Annotated in this window: 16 protein-coding genes; 5 read left to right on the forward strand and 11 right to left on the reverse strand. The window is 65.2% G+C overall.

Annotated features, from left to right (window positions below; all coding sequences use genetic code 11):
- Positions 1–32: 32 nt before the first annotated feature.
- On the reverse strand, positions 33–854 hold the full coding sequence (locus LG661_RS00525) for an SIR2 family NAD-dependent protein deacylase (RefSeq protein WP_230529896.1): 822 nt from the start codon (positions 852–854) through the stop codon (positions 33–35).
- Positions 855–961: 107 nt separating this feature from the next.
- Here LG661_RS00525 and LG661_RS00530 point away from each other — a divergent pair, with 107 nt between their 5' ends.
- Positions 962–1,534, forward strand: a complete 573-nt coding sequence (locus LG661_RS00530; protein WP_230529897.1) for an NUDIX domain-containing protein — start codon at positions 962–964, stop codon at positions 1,532–1,534.
- Positions 1,535–1,545: 11 nt separating this feature from the next.
- Here LG661_RS00530 and LG661_RS00535 read toward each other — a convergent pair whose 3' ends face one another.
- The 4 genes from LG661_RS00535 to LG661_RS00550 form a co-directional block, all read right to left on the reverse strand.
- Positions 1,546–2,445, reverse strand: a complete 900-nt coding sequence (locus LG661_RS00535; RefSeq protein ID WP_230529898.1) for a DUF533 domain-containing protein — start codon at positions 2,443–2,445, stop codon at positions 1,546–1,548.
- Positions 2,446–2,520: 75 nt separating this feature from the next.
- Positions 2,521–3,030: a hypothetical protein gene (locus tag LG661_RS00540; protein WP_230529899.1), complete on the reverse strand. Its 510-nt coding sequence runs from the start codon at positions 3,028–3,030 to the stop codon at positions 2,521–2,523.
- A gap of 177 nt (positions 3,031–3,207) precedes the next feature.
- Positions 3,208–4,056, reverse strand: coding sequence for an S-formylglutathione hydrolase (gene fghA, locus LG661_RS00545; protein WP_230529900.1), 849 nt, complete (start codon positions 4,054–4,056; stop codon positions 3,208–3,210).
- A 13-nt stretch (positions 4,057–4,069) separates the two neighbouring features.
- Complete coding sequence (locus LG661_RS00550; RefSeq protein WP_230529901.1) at positions 4,070–5,182, reverse strand: S-(hydroxymethyl)glutathione dehydrogenase/class III alcohol dehydrogenase; 1,113 nt, start codon at positions 5,180–5,182, stop codon at positions 4,070–4,072.
- Between the two features lie 142 nt (positions 5,183–5,324).
- Here LG661_RS00550 and LG661_RS00555 point away from each other — a divergent pair, with 142 nt between their 5' ends.
- Positions 5,325–5,975, forward strand: coding sequence for an MBL fold metallo-hydrolase (locus LG661_RS00555; RefSeq protein WP_322098823.1), 651 nt, complete (start codon positions 5,325–5,327; stop codon positions 5,973–5,975).
- A 184-nt stretch (positions 5,976–6,159) separates the two neighbouring features.
- On the opposite strand, the gene LG661_RS00560 is transcribed toward LG661_RS00555, so the two are convergent.
- Positions 6,160–7,623 carry a catalase gene (locus LG661_RS00560; protein ID WP_322098828.1) on the reverse strand — a complete coding sequence of 488 codons (1,464 nt, stop codon included), beginning with the start codon at positions 7,621–7,623 and terminating at the stop codon, positions 6,160–6,162.
- A 70-nt stretch (positions 7,624–7,693) separates the two neighbouring features.
- Between LG661_RS00560 and LG661_RS00565 the strand changes: the two genes are divergently transcribed.
- Entirely contained in the window at positions 7,694–8,620 is a 927-nt protein-coding gene (locus LG661_RS00565) for a hydrogen peroxide-inducible genes activator (RefSeq protein ID WP_322098824.1), read from the forward strand.
- A gap of 59 nt (positions 8,621–8,679) precedes the next feature.
- Here LG661_RS00565 and LG661_RS00570 read toward each other — a convergent pair whose 3' ends face one another.
- Positions 8,680–9,915, reverse strand: a complete 1,236-nt coding sequence (locus tag LG661_RS00570; RefSeq protein ID WP_230529903.1) for a YeeE/YedE family protein — start codon at positions 9,913–9,915, stop codon at positions 8,680–8,682.
- Positions 9,916–10,093: 178 nt separating this feature from the next.
- On the opposite strand from LG661_RS00570, the gene LG661_RS00575 reads away from it, so the two are divergent.
- A complete protein-coding gene (locus tag LG661_RS00575; RefSeq protein ID WP_230529904.1) occupies positions 10,094–11,125 on the forward strand; it encodes a cysteine synthase A in 1,032 nt (343 codons plus the stop codon).
- A gap of 49 nt (positions 11,126–11,174) precedes the next feature.
- Here the strand turns inward: LG661_RS00575 and LG661_RS00580 are convergent, their stop codons facing one another.
- Both LG661_RS00580 and LG661_RS00585 read right to left on the reverse strand, forming a co-directional pair.
- Complete coding sequence (locus tag LG661_RS00580; RefSeq protein ID WP_230529905.1) at positions 11,175–11,615, reverse strand: hypothetical protein; 441 nt, start codon at positions 11,613–11,615, stop codon at positions 11,175–11,177.
- A gap of 150 nt (positions 11,616–11,765) precedes the next feature.
- Positions 11,766–12,533, reverse strand: coding sequence for a sulfite exporter TauE/SafE family protein (locus LG661_RS00585; RefSeq protein ID WP_230529906.1), 768 nt, complete (start codon positions 12,531–12,533; stop codon positions 11,766–11,768).
- Positions 12,534–12,737: 204 nt separating this feature from the next.
- Between LG661_RS00585 and LG661_RS00590 the strand changes: the two genes are divergently transcribed.
- Complete coding sequence (locus tag LG661_RS00590; RefSeq protein ID WP_230529907.1) at positions 12,738–12,995, forward strand: hypothetical protein; 258 nt, start codon at positions 12,738–12,740, stop codon at positions 12,993–12,995.
- Positions 12,996–13,025: 30 nt separating this feature from the next.
- Here LG661_RS00590 and LG661_RS00595 read toward each other — a convergent pair whose 3' ends face one another.
- Both LG661_RS00595 and LG661_RS00600 read right to left on the reverse strand, forming a co-directional pair.
- Positions 13,026–14,435, reverse strand: coding sequence for a hypothetical protein (locus LG661_RS00595; protein ID WP_230529908.1), 1,410 nt, complete (start codon positions 14,433–14,435; stop codon positions 13,026–13,028).
- Positions 14,436–14,644: 209 nt separating this feature from the next.
- Positions 14,645–15,802 (reverse strand): TAXI family TRAP transporter solute-binding subunit, encoded by a 1,158-nt coding sequence (locus tag LG661_RS00600; protein WP_230529909.1) that lies wholly within the window; start codon positions 15,800–15,802, stop codon positions 14,645–14,647.
- Positions 15,803–16,085: the final 283 nt, after the last annotated feature.

Here is a 16,085-nt window from a genome sequence, read left to right on the forward strand (position 1 = left end):
CTACATTGGCACAGGGCGCCGCCGCTACAAAATCACGCCTTTTCTTTCTTTTTTCCTACCGCCTCGCTGAGCTTGGTGAGGAAGACCTCCAGCGCCTGGTCCGGCGGGCAGTCCTTCTCGGTCAGCACCCGCAGGCCCCATTGCTCCAGCACGGCCTCCTCGACCGGGTTGTGGCGCAGCATGAAGACATAGGACGGCGGCCGGTCGCGATCGTAACCGGAGCCGATCCAGGTCCGCCAGAGGCGGTGCAGCAGGAAACGGATGTTCAGGTCGCTCATGCTGTAGCCGACGAAGAGGATCGTCTTGCCCAGCGCATCCGAGCGGAACTTGATGTCGAGGGGCGACTCGAAGGAGAGGCGCTCGAGGTAGTCGGTCTCGGCGATGACGATGGATTTATCGTCGTCGAAATCGCCGTGGTACTTCACGATCTGCGTCACGCCATTGCGGACGCGGGCGATGTCCTTGGCATTGACGATCTTCACATAGTCCCTGCCATGCAGGTCGAAGGCGGTCTCCAGGTTCCGGTCGAAATTGGTGGTGTAGATGATCGGGAAATCGAGGCGGCAGATGAGATCGTGCACGCGGGAGGCTTTCAGCGCATCCTCCGGAATGCTCCAGTTCCGGTCCATCCAGCTGCGCAAAGGGCCGATGCTGCCCTGCCTCAGGCGGTAGAACTCGGCAAGGGTCAGGTGGTTGATGTCGCCGTCGAACTGGGAGAGGTCGATTTCGAGCTCCCGGGCGATATGTTCGATGAGGGTCTGCCAGGAGGGAAGGCCGACGGTCATCGAAACGCCGGCCCCGGCAAAAAGAATCGCTTGCCGTTCCTCAATGGCTCTGACCAGATCTTCCAGCACGCAAGACTCCCGACAAGGTTCCGTGCCGCTAACGCGCAGACCCGCCGCTAAGCTTCAATGGTGCTGCTGGAGCGCCTCGAGGCTCGACCCACAGGAGACACCAGGACGTGACGGCCTACCGCATCATCGACGTCGCAACGCTCTATGAGGGTTGGCGCAAGCTGCTCAAATTCACCGTCCGGATGCCCGATGGGCGGACGATGGAGCGCGAGGTGCTCAACAGCGCCCCTGCGGCCGCCGTTCTGCCCTATGACGCCGAGCGGCGCAGGGTCATTCTGGTCCGGCAGCTGCGCGTGCCGGTCATGCATGTGGAAGGCCATGCCGACATGCTGGAGGCGGTTGCGGGCATGCTCGACGGCAACGAGCCGGAGGAATGCGCACGCCGCGAGGCCATGGAGGAGGCGGGAGTCCGGCTCGCGACTCTGGAGCCGGTCGGGACGGCTTGGTCCGCACCGGGGATCACGACCGAAACGGTCACCATGTTCCTGGCCCCCTACGGCGCCTCAGACCGGGTGGGGGAGGGCGGCGGGCTCGCCGAGGAACACGAGGATATCGAGGTGGTGGAGATGGGCATCGACGACCTTTCCGCCATGCTGCAGCGGCAGGCCATCACCGACATGAAGACCCTGATCCTGGCCCAGGCCCTTCAGCTCCGGCATCCGGAGCTGTTCAAGGGCTGAGGGGCTTCCCTTCAGGGGCCGATTGCGCCCGAGGCCGCGGCATCGATCCGGGCGACCGTTCTGGGATCGAGGCCGAGCGCGGCGGAAAGGTGGGCGAGGAAAACGCGCTCCTCGACGGAGTTCGGCGTGATGATGTGCCGGGCCGCCGAATAGACCTGCTCCGCCATGGCGGGCGTCTTCACGGCGGCGGCAAGATCCGCCACGCTCGCCGGGCGGCTCAGCTCCGCCTCGACCATCGCCATGCCTTCGCCTACGAAACCGGCCCGTTCGAGGGTGCCCAGGATGCGCTCGCGCTCCTCCGGGTCGATGCGCCCGTCAGCGGCCGCCGCCGCGATCATGGCGCGCATGATTAGGAGAGCGGTCTCGCCGCTGTGATCGGCCACCGGAGCGGGAAGAGCGGCCGGTGCGGCCGGGAGGGTCGTTGCCGTGGCCTCGATCAGGGGTGCGGAAGGGTCCTTCCTCATGAAGCGGCTGAAGAAGGCGGTCCCCTTCACCCTGGCGCTGGTGGCGAGCCTGCGCGTGGCCTGGGAATTGACCACGGCCTTCGTCACGCCGAGAACGACGGCATTGGCGACCGCGTTGCCCTGAGGCGTCTTCAGAAATTCCTGGGTCCTCTTGAGCAGCAGGTCCGTCAGGTCCGCGGGCGGCGGCGGGGCGGACTGCCTGGCCGGAGCAGGCTCGGGTGCCGCATTCGGATCCTCCGGGGTCGCGTCGGAGGGCGGCGGTGGGGGTGGAGGCTGGTTCGCGAAGCCGATCAGCTCGCTCAACAGGGTTCCGGCGCCCAGAGAGCCGGCGGCAGCCGGCTTCGTCTCGGCGGGCCTGAGTTCCGCGGGCGCCGGACCGGCCGGAGCGGGAGCGGCTGGGGCAGCCTGCGTGCCCAGGGCGTCGAGAAGTTTCTTGGCGTCGAACATGGACTTAATCCTAAGAACTCTGAGTTCCTTACCTGAGGATCGTCCGGCGGCGCAAATCGTCGGCGGGAGAGGCGCTTAGAAGACGGTCGAGACCACGGTGGAGAGCAGGCTCCAGATCATCATGGCGCCCATGGCGTAGTAGATCCATTTCGGCATTCCGCCAGGAGCGGCCGCCACGCGCGACTGGGCGTCCACCGCATTGATGAGCTCCGCCTGCACCTTCTGGCCCTTGAGGACGAGGAGCGTCAGGCCCTGGATCGCCTCCGCCTGGGCGTTGAGCAGGGACGCGATATGCGGCTGGCGGGCTGCCGGATCCGGCGTTTCGTCCATCTGGGAAAGGGAATGCCCGATCTGGCCGATGGCGTTGCGCATCACGTCGAAGCTCTGCCTCTGCTCCGCCAGAAGGACCCGCGCCTGGGTCAGCGGGTCGGGCCCGTGCGACTGGGCAGCCTGGGAGAGGTGCTGCATCAGCCCGTCCTGCCCTTTCAGGAAGGCGGCCCGCAGGGCCCTGCCGGCATCGGTGGACATGGCCGACCGGGTGATGCCGGCGGCCTTGCTCGCGAGCTTGCCGGCATCGGTATTCAAAAAGGATTCGCGGGTCGGTTCCATAAGGGCATGGGCCTAAAGGCAAAGACTAGGAATCGCCACATATCCGTTCTGATTTCGAATTGCTACGCTTTATCATTCGAAATTCAGTGACTCCTCAACGTCATCTTTCCCAATTGTGTGCCACGGCACACAGAAACAACGTTCGCTAGAACTCTAGAGGTCTCCCAATCTCTTCGCGTGCCAGCGCAGGTGGTCTTCGATGAAGCTGGCGATGAAGAAGTAGGAATGGTCGTAGCCTTCCTGCATCCTCAGGATCAGCGGCTGGCCGGCCCTCGCGCAGGCCTCCTCCAGAAGCTGGGGCTTGAGTTGGTTCTCCAGGAAGGTGTCGGCCGTGCCTTGGTCGACCAGAAGATCGGGCAGGCGCGCGCCGTCCGCGATCAGGGCGCAGGCATCGTAATCGCGCCAGGTGGAGCGGTCCTGTCCGAGATAGCCCGCCAGCGCTTTCTCGCCCCAAGGGCAGTTCATCGGCGAGGCGATGGGGGCGAAGGCGGAGACCGAGCGGAAACGGTCCGGATTGCGCAGGGCAATGGTCAGTGCCCCGTGCCCGCCCATGGAATGGCCCATGATGCCCTGACGCGTCATGTCGGCCGGGAGCTCACGCCCGATCAGCTCCGGCAGCTCCCGGGAGAGATAGGAGTACATCCGGTAGTGCCGCACCCAGGGGGGCTGCGTCGCGTCCACATAGAAGCCGGCGCCGAGACCGAAATCGTAAGCGCCTTCCGGGTCGTCCGGCACGCCCTCGCCCCTCGGGCTCGTATCCGGCGCGACCAGGATCAGGCCGAGCTCCGAGGCGACCCGCTGCGCGCCCGCCTTCACGGTGAAGTTCTCCTCCGTGCAGGTAAGCCCGGACAGGAACCACACCACGGGCGTCCTGCCCTTCTCGGCCTGGGGCGGAACGAAGACCGCCACGCGCATGGGCGTGCCGGTCTCGACCGAGCCGTGGCGATAGACGGACTGCGTGCCGCCAAAGCAGCGCGACTGCGAGACGGTCTCGAAGCTCAACGGCTCTCTCCGGTCAGTAGAGCACGACGGAGCGGATCGATTTGCCCTCGTGCATGAGGTCGAAGGCGGTGTTGATCTCGTCGAGCGGCATGGTGTGGGTGATCAGATCGTCGATGTTGATCTTGCCTTCCATGTACCAGTCCACGATCTTCGGAACGTCCGTGCGGCCCCGCGCGCCGCCGAAGGCCGTGCCTTTCCAGACGCGGCCGGTGACGAGCTGGAACGGACGGGTCGCGATCTCCTTGCCTGCATCGGCCACGCCGATGATGATGCTCTCGCCCCAGCCGCGGTGGCAGCATTCGAGCGCCTGGCGCATGACGTTCACGTTGCCGGTAGCGTCGAACGAGAAGTCCGCGCCGCCGCCCGTGAGATCGATGATCGCCTGCACGACCTTGTCCGTGCCGACCTCGTTGGGGTTGATGAAATCCGTCATGCCGAACTTCTCGGCCATGGCGCGCTTGGCGGGATTGATGTCGACGCCGATGATCTTGTCCGCGCCCACCATGCGCGCGCCCTGGATCACGTTGAGGCCGATGCCTCCCAGGCCGAACACCACGACATTCGCGCCGGGCCAGACCTTCGCCGTGTAGATCACTGCGCCGATGCCGGTGGTGACCCCGCAGCCGATGTAGCAGATCTTGTCGAAGGGAGCGTCCTCGCGAATCTTGGCGAGCGCGATCTCCGGCAGAACGGTGAAGTTCGAGAAGGTGGAGCAGCCCATGTAGTGGAGGATGGGCTCGCCGTCGCAGCGGAAGCGGCTGGTGCCGTCCGGCATGACGCCGATGCCTTGCGTCGAGCGGATGGCGGTGCAGAGATTGGTGCGGCGCGACAGGCAGGATTTGCAGTTGCGGCATTCGGGCGTGTAGAGCGGGATCACGTGATCGCCGGGCCTGAGCGTGGTCACGCCCGCGCCGACCTCGCGCACGATGCCCGCGCCCTCGTGGCCCAGGATCGCCGGGAACTTGCCCTCCGGGTCCATGCCCGATAGCGTGTAGGCGTCCGTGTGGCAGACGCCCGTCGCCATGATCTCGACGAGAACCTCGCCCGCCTTGGGCCCCTCGATGGTGATGGTCTCGATGGTGAGCGGCTTGCCAGCCTCCCACGCCACGGCGGCCCTGGTTTCCATGCTCGTGTCCTCGTTCGTGATTCGGTGAGGGCACTATGTGAACCCGCCTCCCGCAAGGTCAATAGAAGCGGCCGGAGGCTCGACGCTTTCCAGCCGCGCGTTCACGGCATATGTCTGCTCGGGACAGAATGAGGATTTCACCGTGCCAGACATCCGCGCCGCCATCATCCCCGTGACGCCCTTCCAGCAGAACTGCACCCTGCTCTGGTGCGAGAAGACGAAGAAGGCCGCTGTCGTCGATCCCGGCGGCGATGTCGACCGTATCAAGGACGCTATCGCTCAGAGCGGCGTCACCGTCGAAAAGATCATCCTCACTCACGGCCATATCGACCATGCGGGCGGTGCAGCGGAGTTGAAGGAGGATCTCGGCGTTCCGATCGAGGGACCGCACCGGGATGACGACTTTCTCCTCCAGGGGCTCGCGGTGCAGGGACGCGCCTACGGGTTCGAGGCGCGCGCCGTCACGCCCGACCGCTGGCTCGAGGAAGGCGATACGGTAAGCGTGGGCGAACTCACCCTCGGCGTTCTGCACTGCCCCGGGCATTCGCCGGGCAGCGTCGTGCTGGTCTCGCGCGAGCAGCGCTTTGCGCTCGTGGGCGACGTGCTGTTCCAGGGCTCGGTCGGACGGGTGGATCTGCCCGGCGGTGATGGCAAGGCGCTGATCCGCTCGATCAAGGACAAGCTCCTGCCGCTCGGCGACGACATCGCCTTCATCTGCGGCCATGGTCCCATGAGCACCATCGGTCAGGAGCGGCCGACCAATCCCTTCCTGCAGGGCGAAGGATTGCTGTGAGACATCGGCGCCCACCGTCTTATCCCACCTCAGGATGAGGCCGTGGTGTATGCAGTGCAAAGAGAAGCGGCACGGGATGGCTCCCGCGCCGCTCCGTCCGACAGATGATTGCGCCCCTACGGCCTTCTTCACTGTCGGTTGCCGTCGAGAGCGCCGAGAACCGGCGCTCTGCGCTTTTGATGCGTCAGGCCGCCTGGATCCGTACGGCGTCCTTCACGCCCATGCGCTCGGCCACACCGAGGCCATAGGCCTTGTCCGCGAGATAGAAGTGCACGATCTGGCGCTTCACGATCTCGACCGGCACACCCTGCATCGCTTCCGCGATATTGTCCATGAGCCGGTTCTGCTCGTCGGGCGTCATGAGGCGGAACAGGTCGCCGGGCTGCTTGTAGTCGTCGTTTCCTGCGCGGTGGTCGTAGCGGTCGGCGTCGCCCGAAATCTTGAGCTGCGGCTCGGCGGCGCGCTTCGTCTGCACCGGACCGTCGAAGGAGTTCGGCTCGTAATAGGCATCGCCCCGGTTCGGGATGTCGAACAGCATCGAGCCGTCGGCATGATAATGGCGGACCGGGCAGCGCGGGCGGTTCACCGGCAGAGCCTCGTAATGCGTGCCGACGCGATAGCGGTGCGCATCCGCATAGGCGAAGATGCGTCCCTGCAGCATCTTGTCGGGAGAGAAGCTGATGCCCGGCACGATGTTCGACGGCGAGAACGAGGACTGCTCCACCTCCGCGAAATAGTGCTGGGCGTTGCGGTTGAGCTCGAGCACGCCGACCTCGATCAGCGGGTAGTCCCCATGCGGCCACACCTTAGTGAGGTCGAACGGGTTGTACAGGGTCTTCTCCGCGTTGGTCTCGGGCATGATCTGGACGCAGAACTTCCAGCGCGGGAAGTCGCCCTTCTCGATGGCTTCGTAGAGATCGCGCTGGGAGCTCTCGCGGTCCTTGGCCACGACGGCTTCGGCCTCGCGATTCGTCCAGGTCTTGATGCCCTGCATGGACTTGAAGTGGAACTTCACCCAGAAGCGCTCACCGGCCTCGTTAATGAACGAGTAGGTGTGCGAGCCAAAGCCGTGCATGGCGCGGTAGTTCTGCGGCAGGCCGCGATCCGAGAACAGGATCGTGACCTGGTGCAGGCTCTCGGGGCTGAGCGACCAGAAATCCCACATGGCGGTGGGCGAACGCAGATTCGTCGAGGGATGGCGCTTCTGCGTGCGGATGAAGTCGGGGAACTTCAGCGGGTCCCGGATGAAGAACACCGGCGTGTTGTTGCCCACGATGTCCCAGTTGCCTTCTTCCGTGTAGACCTTCAGCGCGAAGCCACGCACGTCGCGCTCTGCATCGGCCGCGCCGCGCTCGCCCGCGACGGTGGAGAAGCGCAGGAACACTTCCGTCTGCTTGCCGACCTCGGAGAAGACCTTCGCCTTGGAATACTTGGTGATGTCGTTGGTGATCGTGAGCGTGCCGTAAGCCGCCGATCCCTTGGCGTGCACCACGCGCTCCGGAATGCGTTCCCGGTTCTGGTGCGCCAGCTTCTCGATGAGCTGGTAATCCTGGAGCAGCAGCGGACCGCGCTCGCCGGCGGTGAGGCTGTTCTGGTTGTCGGCGATCGGCGCGCCGGCCGTCGTCGTCATCGTCGGTTTCGTCATGATCGTCCCCCTATGGATTGGGGACGCAAGATGCACAGCTAGGCCTATAAGATCCAATTGTATTGATTAGAAAGTGCGATCAGATATTCTTATCGCCATCATGGTCACCCTCCGTCAGCTCCGCTATTTCGAAGCCCTCGCCCGGATGAAGCATTTCGGCATGGCGGCCAGCGCCTGCGCCGTGACCCAGCCCGCTCTCTCCATGCAGATCAAGGAGCTGGAGCGGGAGCTTGGCGTGGAACTCGTCGAGCGGCGAGGCAACTCCGTTGCGCTGACCCATGTCGGCCAGGAGATCGCCGGACGGGCCGAATCGATCCTGAACCAGGTGCGGGAACTCTCCGACTGCGCCCGCCAGCACCAGGGCATTCTCGCCGGGCCGCTGCGGCTCGGAATCATTCCCTCCATCGCGCCCTATCTCCTGCCCGTCATCCTGACGGAAGCAGGAAGGCATTATCCCTCCCTCGACCTGCAGATCCGCGAAACGCAGACCGGCGCCCTCGTCGACGAGTTGATCCGGGGCGACCTGGACGCCGTTCTGCTGGCCCTGCCCGTTCAGCAGCCGCAGCTCGAAGCCATGGAGCTTTTCGACGACCGTTTTCTCATCGCCGTCCAGAGCCAGTCCGCTCGGGACTGGGAGGCCTGCGACCTGCGCACCCGCATCGGGCAGGAGCGGCTTCTGCTGCTAGAGGAGGGCCATTGCCTGAGAGATCAGGCGCTTCAGTACTGCCACATCGCCAACATGCAGGCCCGCAAGGCGCTGGGCGCTGCCTCGCTCACCACCATCATGCAGATGGTGGCGGCCGGCCACGGCATCACGCTCCTGCCGGAACTCTGCGCCGAAGCGGAGGTCGACCGGCAGAGGGTGGCCCTTATCGCCTTTCCTGAGGATCCCCCGATGCGCACCATCGGCCTCGCCTGGCGGCGGACATCGAGCCGGAAGAGCGATTTTGCGGCACTCGGCCATCTCATCCAAAACATGCGGCAGAGCGAAGCCGCCTGATGCAAAGAAAAAGGCTCCCGGCGCGAACCGGAGAGCCTTGCCTGTGAGGACCGGGCGGCTCAGCAGCCGGTGAGCTTCACGCGCTCGACCTCAAGACCGAAGAGCGGGCGCACCCGCGTGCCGATCACGTTGCCGGCGAAGGCCGCCACGAGCCAGACCCAGCCGTGCAGGCTGCCCGAGGCGATGCCGGAGAAATAGGCTCCGATATTGCAGCCATAGGCGAGCCGCGCCCCATAACCGAGGAGCAGGCCGCCGGCGATGGCGGCGGCAGCCGAGCGGAGGGGAATCTTCCACACGGGAGAAAAGCGCCCGGCGAGCGCAGCGGCGAAGAGCGCACCGAGGACGATGCCGAAATTCATCACGCTCGTGATGTCGTTGAAGACGCTGCCGTTGAGCTCGGCCTGCCGGGCGGGCGAGGACCAGTAGGGCCAGGTCGCCGGTTCGAACCCGATGACGGCCGCGATCTTCGACCCCCAGAGCGCGAAGGCCGAGGTGATGCCCCAGGGGCGTCCGGCGAGATAGAGCGTCGCGAAGTTCAAAAGCGCCAGCGCCACCGCGCCTGCCACGAGCGGCCAAGGCCCGCGCAGGAAGCGGGCAAGGCCCTGACGGGGCGACGGATTGGCCTCGACTAGGCGGCCGTGGCGGCGCTTCTCCAGCACGATCGTCACGGCGGTGATGGCGGCGAAGACGGCGAGCTGGACGGCAAGCCCGGTCCAGAGACCCCAGAGCTCGATGACGGAGACCTTCGGCAGACTCGGCAGGGCCATCCACCAGTGCAGGTGCGCTGCGCCGATGGCGGAGCCCGCGATGAAGGCGGCGAGCGTGATCAGCATGCGGGTCGACCCGCCGCCGACCGTGTAGAGCGTGCCGGAGGCGCAGCCGCCCCCGAGCTGCATGCCGATGCCGAAGAGAAAGGCGCCCACGATGACCGAAAGGCCTGCGGGCGCGACGAGCCCGGCGACCGGCTGGCCGAAGAGGGAGCCGGAGGCGAGGACCGGAAAGAACAGGGCGGAGGCGACGGCGAGCATCACCATCTGGGCCCTAAGGCCTTCGCCGCGGCGATCCGCGATGAAGACTCGCCAGGCCGAGGTGAAGCCGAAGGCCGCATGATAGAGCACGAGGCCGAGGGCCGCCCCGAGGACATAGAGCGCGGCCTGGCGCGGATCGATGGCGGCGCCCAGAAGCGCCGCGCCGCCGATGATGCCGGCCGCCGCCGTAAGGGAGGCCGGGGCGTTGATGTTCAGGCCCGTCCGGCTTCCGATGGAAAGCGGCGAGACCACTGCAGAGCTGGACATGGATTTTTCCTGGCTGCGTGAAGGCGGCGCCTGCCGGGGCGCCTTGCAGATTCACAATGTGGTTTATCATATAATACGTCAAGTGGTGTGTTTTAAATCATAAATTCACATTTTAAATGTGATTAAACCTTGCTATAGAAGGCCCTTGCACCTTCCATTCCCCGAGGCAGACCAAGATATGAGCATCAAACCCGACGTTCTCGCCGCCATCGGCCAGACGCCCCTGATCAAGCTGCGCCGCGCCTCCGAGCTGACCGGCTGCACGATCCTGGGCAAGGCCGAGTTCATGAATCCCGGCCAGTCCGTGAAGGACCGGGCGGCTCTCTTCATCGTGCGGGATGCGATCCGCCGGGGAGCGCTCAGACCCGGCGGCGTCGTCGTCGAGGGCACGGCGGGCAATACCGGGATCGGTCTGGCGCTGGTGGGCAATGCTCTGGGATTCAGGACGGTGATCGTGATTCCCGAGACGCAGAGCCCGGAGAAGAAGGACATGCTGCGGCTCGCGGGCGCGGAGCTGATCGAGGTGCTCGCCGTGCCCTACGCCAATCCCAACAACTACGTGAAGGTCTCAGGCCGTCTGGCCGAGCGCCTCGCAGCCTCCGAGCCGAACGGGGCGATCTGGGCCAACCAGTTCGACAACGTGGCGAACCGGCAGGCGCATATCGAGGGAACGGGGCCCGAGATCTGGGAGCAGACGGAGGGTAAGGTCGACGGTTTCATCTGCGCCGTCGGCACGGGCGGCACGCTCGCGGGAACCGGCATCGCGCTGAAGGAGAAAAATCCGAAGGTCGTGATCGGCCTCGCCGACCCGATGGGTGCGGCGCTTCACTCCTACTATACCGCCGGCGAGCTGAAGGCGACCGGCTCCTCGATCACGGAAGGCATCGGGCAGGGACGCATCACAAAAAACCTGGAAGGCGCACCCATCGACGTCTCGTTCCAGATTCCCGACGAGGAGGCGGTTCCGGTCATCTTCGACCTTCTGGAGCATGAGGGCCTGTGCCTCGGCGGCTCGTCCGGCATCAACGTGGCGGGCGCGATCCGTCTCGCTAAGCATCTCGGGCCGGGGCACACCATCGTCACCGTGCTCTGCGATGCCGGCACGCGCTACCAGTCGAAGCTCTTCAACCCGGACTTCCTGCGCGCGAAGAACCTGCCGGTTCCCGCATGGATCGAGCGGACGACGAGGATCGATCCGGGACTCGTCTAGGCGGCGGGCCGCCAGACCGGCTGTACGGGTCGGGCGGCCAGTCTGTGCGTCAGGCGGCGGCGGGAGCGCTGCTCTCCGGCATCGCAGGCGTGGGGCTCTCGTCGGGCCGCAGCTGGCTGCTCCGGGTCAGGTTCGTCGTCGGGCGGCTCGTCACCGTCTGCGCCGGTTTCGCAGGCGTGCTCTGAAGATCCATCTGGATGCTTTCGAGAAGATCGAGCAGCCAGGACTGTCCGGGCTGGAGCCTATCCTGCAGCGCCGCCTTCGCGACATCGACCTTTGCGGAGATTTCCAGCGCGCTGCGGGACTGCGCCGCGCTGAAATCCTGCTCCAGCGTCTCGAGCTCGCGCAGGAGTTCGTCGCGAAGCGGCCGCTGGTCCTCGACAGAGATCAGCGGCGAGTTCAGCATGCCGCGCAGGGCCGCCCACCGCAGGCCGAGTGCGCTCACCGTTTGAGTTCCGTCGAGTCCCGCCAGATTCTTGGTTTCAGCCATGGTCCGTCCCTTTCGTGAGTACTGAATCGCACCGCGACAGGAAGAGCCATGCTTATGGCGTCAATCGGGCAGCGCACCGGACTTTCGCGAAGCGGCGGCAGCCCTTTCGGAGCATGGTGAATGCATCGTTAAGAAGGGGCCGGTCTCATTCTAGCGAATGAAGAACACGAGCGTCAGGGCCGCGCCTACGAGAATGACGAGCCAGCGGATGACGCTGGCGGGCAGGCGGCGTCCGAACACCACCCCGAGATAGCCGCCCGCGACCGAGGCCACGCCGACGATGAAGGTCTCCTGCCAGCTGACGAGCCCCGCCACGACGAAGATCACCACGGCGATCAGCTGAATCAGCGTCGAGCACAGGTGCTTGGCGGAATTGATCAGGTGGAAATCGTCGCCCTCGGTGATGGCGAGCGCCGCCAGCATGACTATGCCCATGCCCGCGCCGAAGAAGCCGCCATAGATCGCGACGCAGAGCTGGAAGGCGAGCCCCGCCGCCCAGGCCTTGGTGGAGGGATGATCGTCTTCCTGCTTGCCGATCCTGCGGGCGAGCGCCACGATCTTGGGGCTTGCCGCGAAGAGGAGGGTGGCGAAGAGCAAGAGCCACGGCACGAGCTGCCGGAAGGCGGCATTGTTGGTGACTGTGAGAATGTAAGCCCCGATCAGGCCGCCGATGAGGCTCACGACGCCAAGGGCCGCGAAGCGCCGGAGATTGGCGGCGAGCTCCCGGCGATAGGCCCAGGCGCTGGCGAGATTGGCAGGCGTGACCGCCACTGCGCTTGTCGCATTGGCGACGATCGCCGGCAGGCCGGAAGCCACGAGCGCCGAGAAGGTAAAGAAGGTACCGCCGCCCGCAATCGCATTGACGAGACCGGCTGCAAGGCCGGAGGCGGCGAGCAGCGCCGCAGTGGTCAGTTCCATGATCGGTCAGTCTTGAGGTGGAAACGGGAGCGGAAGGGTCGGAGAGGCGGACATAGCACGGCGGATTTTTCGCAGCCCATTGGGCGAAGGTCTACCATGAAGCCCCGGTCCAAATGCCGCAAAAGGCCCCTCCGCAGCGCTTTGCTGTGGATCGCAGGGCCTCCATCCATTGCCAGAATTCCCAGAAATGCGGATTTTGATCACATGACGAATGTGATCCCGTTCGCACCGCGCATGAAGCAGGGTCCGTCCACCGCCCCCGAGGCGGAGGACAGGGCTGCGCTCGCGGCCGACCTGATCGACCTCGTCGAGCGCGTCAGGGAAATGACCGAGCGCGCCGCCGCCCTTCCGGGTCCATCGCTCCAGATCGAGCAGACGGCCCAGAACCTCCTCGATGCCGGCACTGCGCTCGAACGCGCGGTGGAAGCGCTCACCGAGGACGGGGAGTGGGTGCCTTTCTAGCCTCCCGCCTCAGCCCGCTCGCGGGGCTCGTCACTTCAAAGCCTGGAGCCGTTCGCCGGCCTGAGCGATGCCGGAGGCCAGCGCCTTGGCATAGAGGTCCCGCGCCTTCTTCGCATCGCCGCGAATGCCCAGCACGCCGATCTTAGCGAGCATATGGGGGTCGAAGGTCTCCGCCAGCATGAAGGTGGCGCGCGGATTGCCGTCCTCCATGGAGCGTTCGAGTAGAAGGCGCGCGCCGCTCACGTCGCCATTGCGGATGAGTTCGTCGGCGCGGGCGGTGAGACGGTCGTCCGTGATCGCCGGCGCGCGGATGGCCTCGATCTTGTCGGCGGCGGAGGGAATGGACGCCGTGGTCGCGAGCGGATCGTCGATGGGCGCGGCCGCCAGCGGCGCAAGCTCCGACATCGGAAGGGCGGATGCGACCTCCCGCGGCGCCGGTTGGGGTGGGGGCATGGGAGAGGCGGAGCCGGTGACCAGAAGGAGCTGGAACGCCCGCGGATGGGGCGCTTCGTTCCAGGCAGGCGGCGGCAGCGTGTCGGTGTCGTCGAGACGCATCATCAGCGGCACCGCGGCACTCTGCTCCGCCTCCGCCTGGATGACGCGCAGCTCCTCGATGGCGTCCGCAAGCTCACGGGTCAGGGCATCGCCGCGCACCTGCGCCTGTGCGAGGTGCTCCGTCAGCTCGCTGATGCGCGAGGAGGCCGACGCGGCGCTGCGCTCGGCCTCAGCCTGCATCGCGCTCAATTCTTCCTGCGCCTCCGTGAGGTCTCGCGCGACGCTCTCGCTCTTCTCCCGCTCCTGCTGCACCTGGTATTCTAGCTCCGCGATCTTCGCTTCGCTCTCGGCGGTCTTCTGACCGTTGAGATCCTGCGCGGTGCGGTGCTCGCTCTCCAGAGTTTCCAGCCGTCGTGCGGACTCGTCGCTCTTGGCCTGCGCTTGGCTCAAGGCGTCCTGCAATTCGGCAATTCTGGCTGCGGAAGACGCCATATCGTTCTCGCGCAGCGTAAGCAGGGCGCGGTGCTCCTCGGCAAGGGCATCGAATTCCTGCGAGAGAGCGCCGTGTCGTGTCTGCTCCTGCTCAAGGGCTTGCCGCAGCTCGTCCATGGCGGCGGTATCGGGCGGTGCGGGAAGGGCGCAGATATCTGCGGCCGGCTGGGCATCCTTCAGATCGGCTGGAGCGGGAACGGCGGAGGAATCCTCCCCGCGAATGCCGAGATTCTGCAAGGCCGGGAGCAGATTCGGGTCCTCGACCCGGTCGATGAGAACGATGGCAAGGGTTCCCATCTCGATCGCCGCATTCAGCCGCTTGCGGGCTTGGTCTACTTGGCCTTCCCTGATGAACGCTTCGAGTTCACCTGCGAGCTTCTTACGCTCTGCGGTGCTGAGCAGCACCGGCAGAAGCGTCGAGAATTCCTCCGGGCTTCCCAGTGCAAGGGACATAGGACTCCTCTGCTGGCCGTCAGAGCCTGCGGGAGGTGTTTCCTGCGCCCGTGCGGAGTTGGGAAGCACAGCGGTGGACAGCGCGATTATTCCCGCGGCTGCAGTCGAGAATACGAGATGATTGCGTCCACTCATTTCGGACTTCCCTTGCCTCTGATGCCGAAGGCGGCACGACCGGCCTTGGCTTCCAGTCGTGCCTGTGGCTGTTCTTAGTCTTGCCGCGCGCTGCGCCGGTTCGCCTTCTGCCGGTCGTTCTGCCAGGCGATGAACTCCCTGAAGAGGGTTTCACGCTGCTCGGCGGAGGCCGACAATCCCTTGCTGTTCATAAAGTCCTCGAAGCTGTCGGCGAGGGGGGAAGCCTTGTCGGCGACCGAGGCTGCGCGGTCCAGCCAGTCCTGGGCGGGCTTCACGCGCTCCCAGCCGGGCACATCGGCCGCAAGGTTCACCTCTTTCCACTTCGGGTGCCGTCCGGCCTGCAGGAACTCGTCGAAGCGCGAGAAGAACGAGTCGACGAAGCGCTTCACGCGGTTGTAGCGGTCCGAGTTCACGGGCCAGTTGAACACGGCGAGCAGGCTGCCCACGGCCAGGGTGTCGACTGTCTTGCCCTCATCGACGAGGCGAGGGTAATCCGCATTCGTGAAGCGGGCCGGGAAATAGCTCTCCGCGATCTCTCCCTCGAAAGGAATGGGGAGAAGGTGGAAGCGCCCGTCGCCCTGGAACTCGGCGATGGCGCGGACCGGGCGCCCGGCCACATATACCGCGGCCTCGATCTCGCCCGACTTGAGCTGCGCATAGGACGAAGCCTGATCGAAGGTCGTCACATCGGGCTTGATCCCGAGCTTGTCGAAGATCAGGCGCGCGGTGAGGTTCGTGCCGCTGCCGTCCTTGTCGATATTGACCTTCTTGCCGTCGAGCTGCCGGATGTCGGTGATCTCGCGGTTGGCGATGATGTGGATCTCTTCGTTGTAGAGCCGCGTGATGAAGCGCAGGCGCTTGGAGGCGTCGTCGTGCAGGCTTTCCGCCTTCAGTTGCTCGCGCGCATCCATCTGCACGATTCCGATATCGACGCCGCGCAGGAACATGATATCCTTCAGGTTCTGCAGCGATCCGCGCCCGATCATCGGCAGCACGCGCAGGTTCTCGCCGTCGAGCACGTTGGCGAGATCGGCCGCGATACGGATATAGGTGCCGTCCGCGCCACCCGAGACGATCCCCACCGTGCCGGCATTGATGCGGGCGGCGGTCGTGCTCTGGGCCGATGCGCCCGCAATGCCCGCAACGAGAGCCGCCGCCACGGCTACGGAGCGGATGATTTTCCTGCCGCAGATCGTCCGAAGAGAAGCAAAACTGGAGACTCGACCCGACATTCTTGTGTCCTCCCTGGACTGCCTTGCGGCCGCGCATTCCCTGAGTGTTTCGACCGTCCGCCCGGATGTTTTGAAGGAAAGATGACGCCGGAGGTAAGATCGAAGAGACATCATGGTATGCCTCTCCCGACCTCGGTCAATGAAGCTTTGCCCCCGGATTAATACTCACGAAGGGGTAGCCAATACTCATAAAGGGATAGTTCTTATCTTTATATTCCTTGCAAAAGGCGAATGTCTCATTCGCCGCCGAACCCGAGCCCCTGGCGCCTCCCGCTGAAAAATA

The organism is Microvirga roseola, assembly GCF_020866965.1.
Classification (GTDB): Bacteria; Pseudomonadota; Alphaproteobacteria; order Rhizobiales; family Beijerinckiaceae; genus Microvirga; species Microvirga roseola.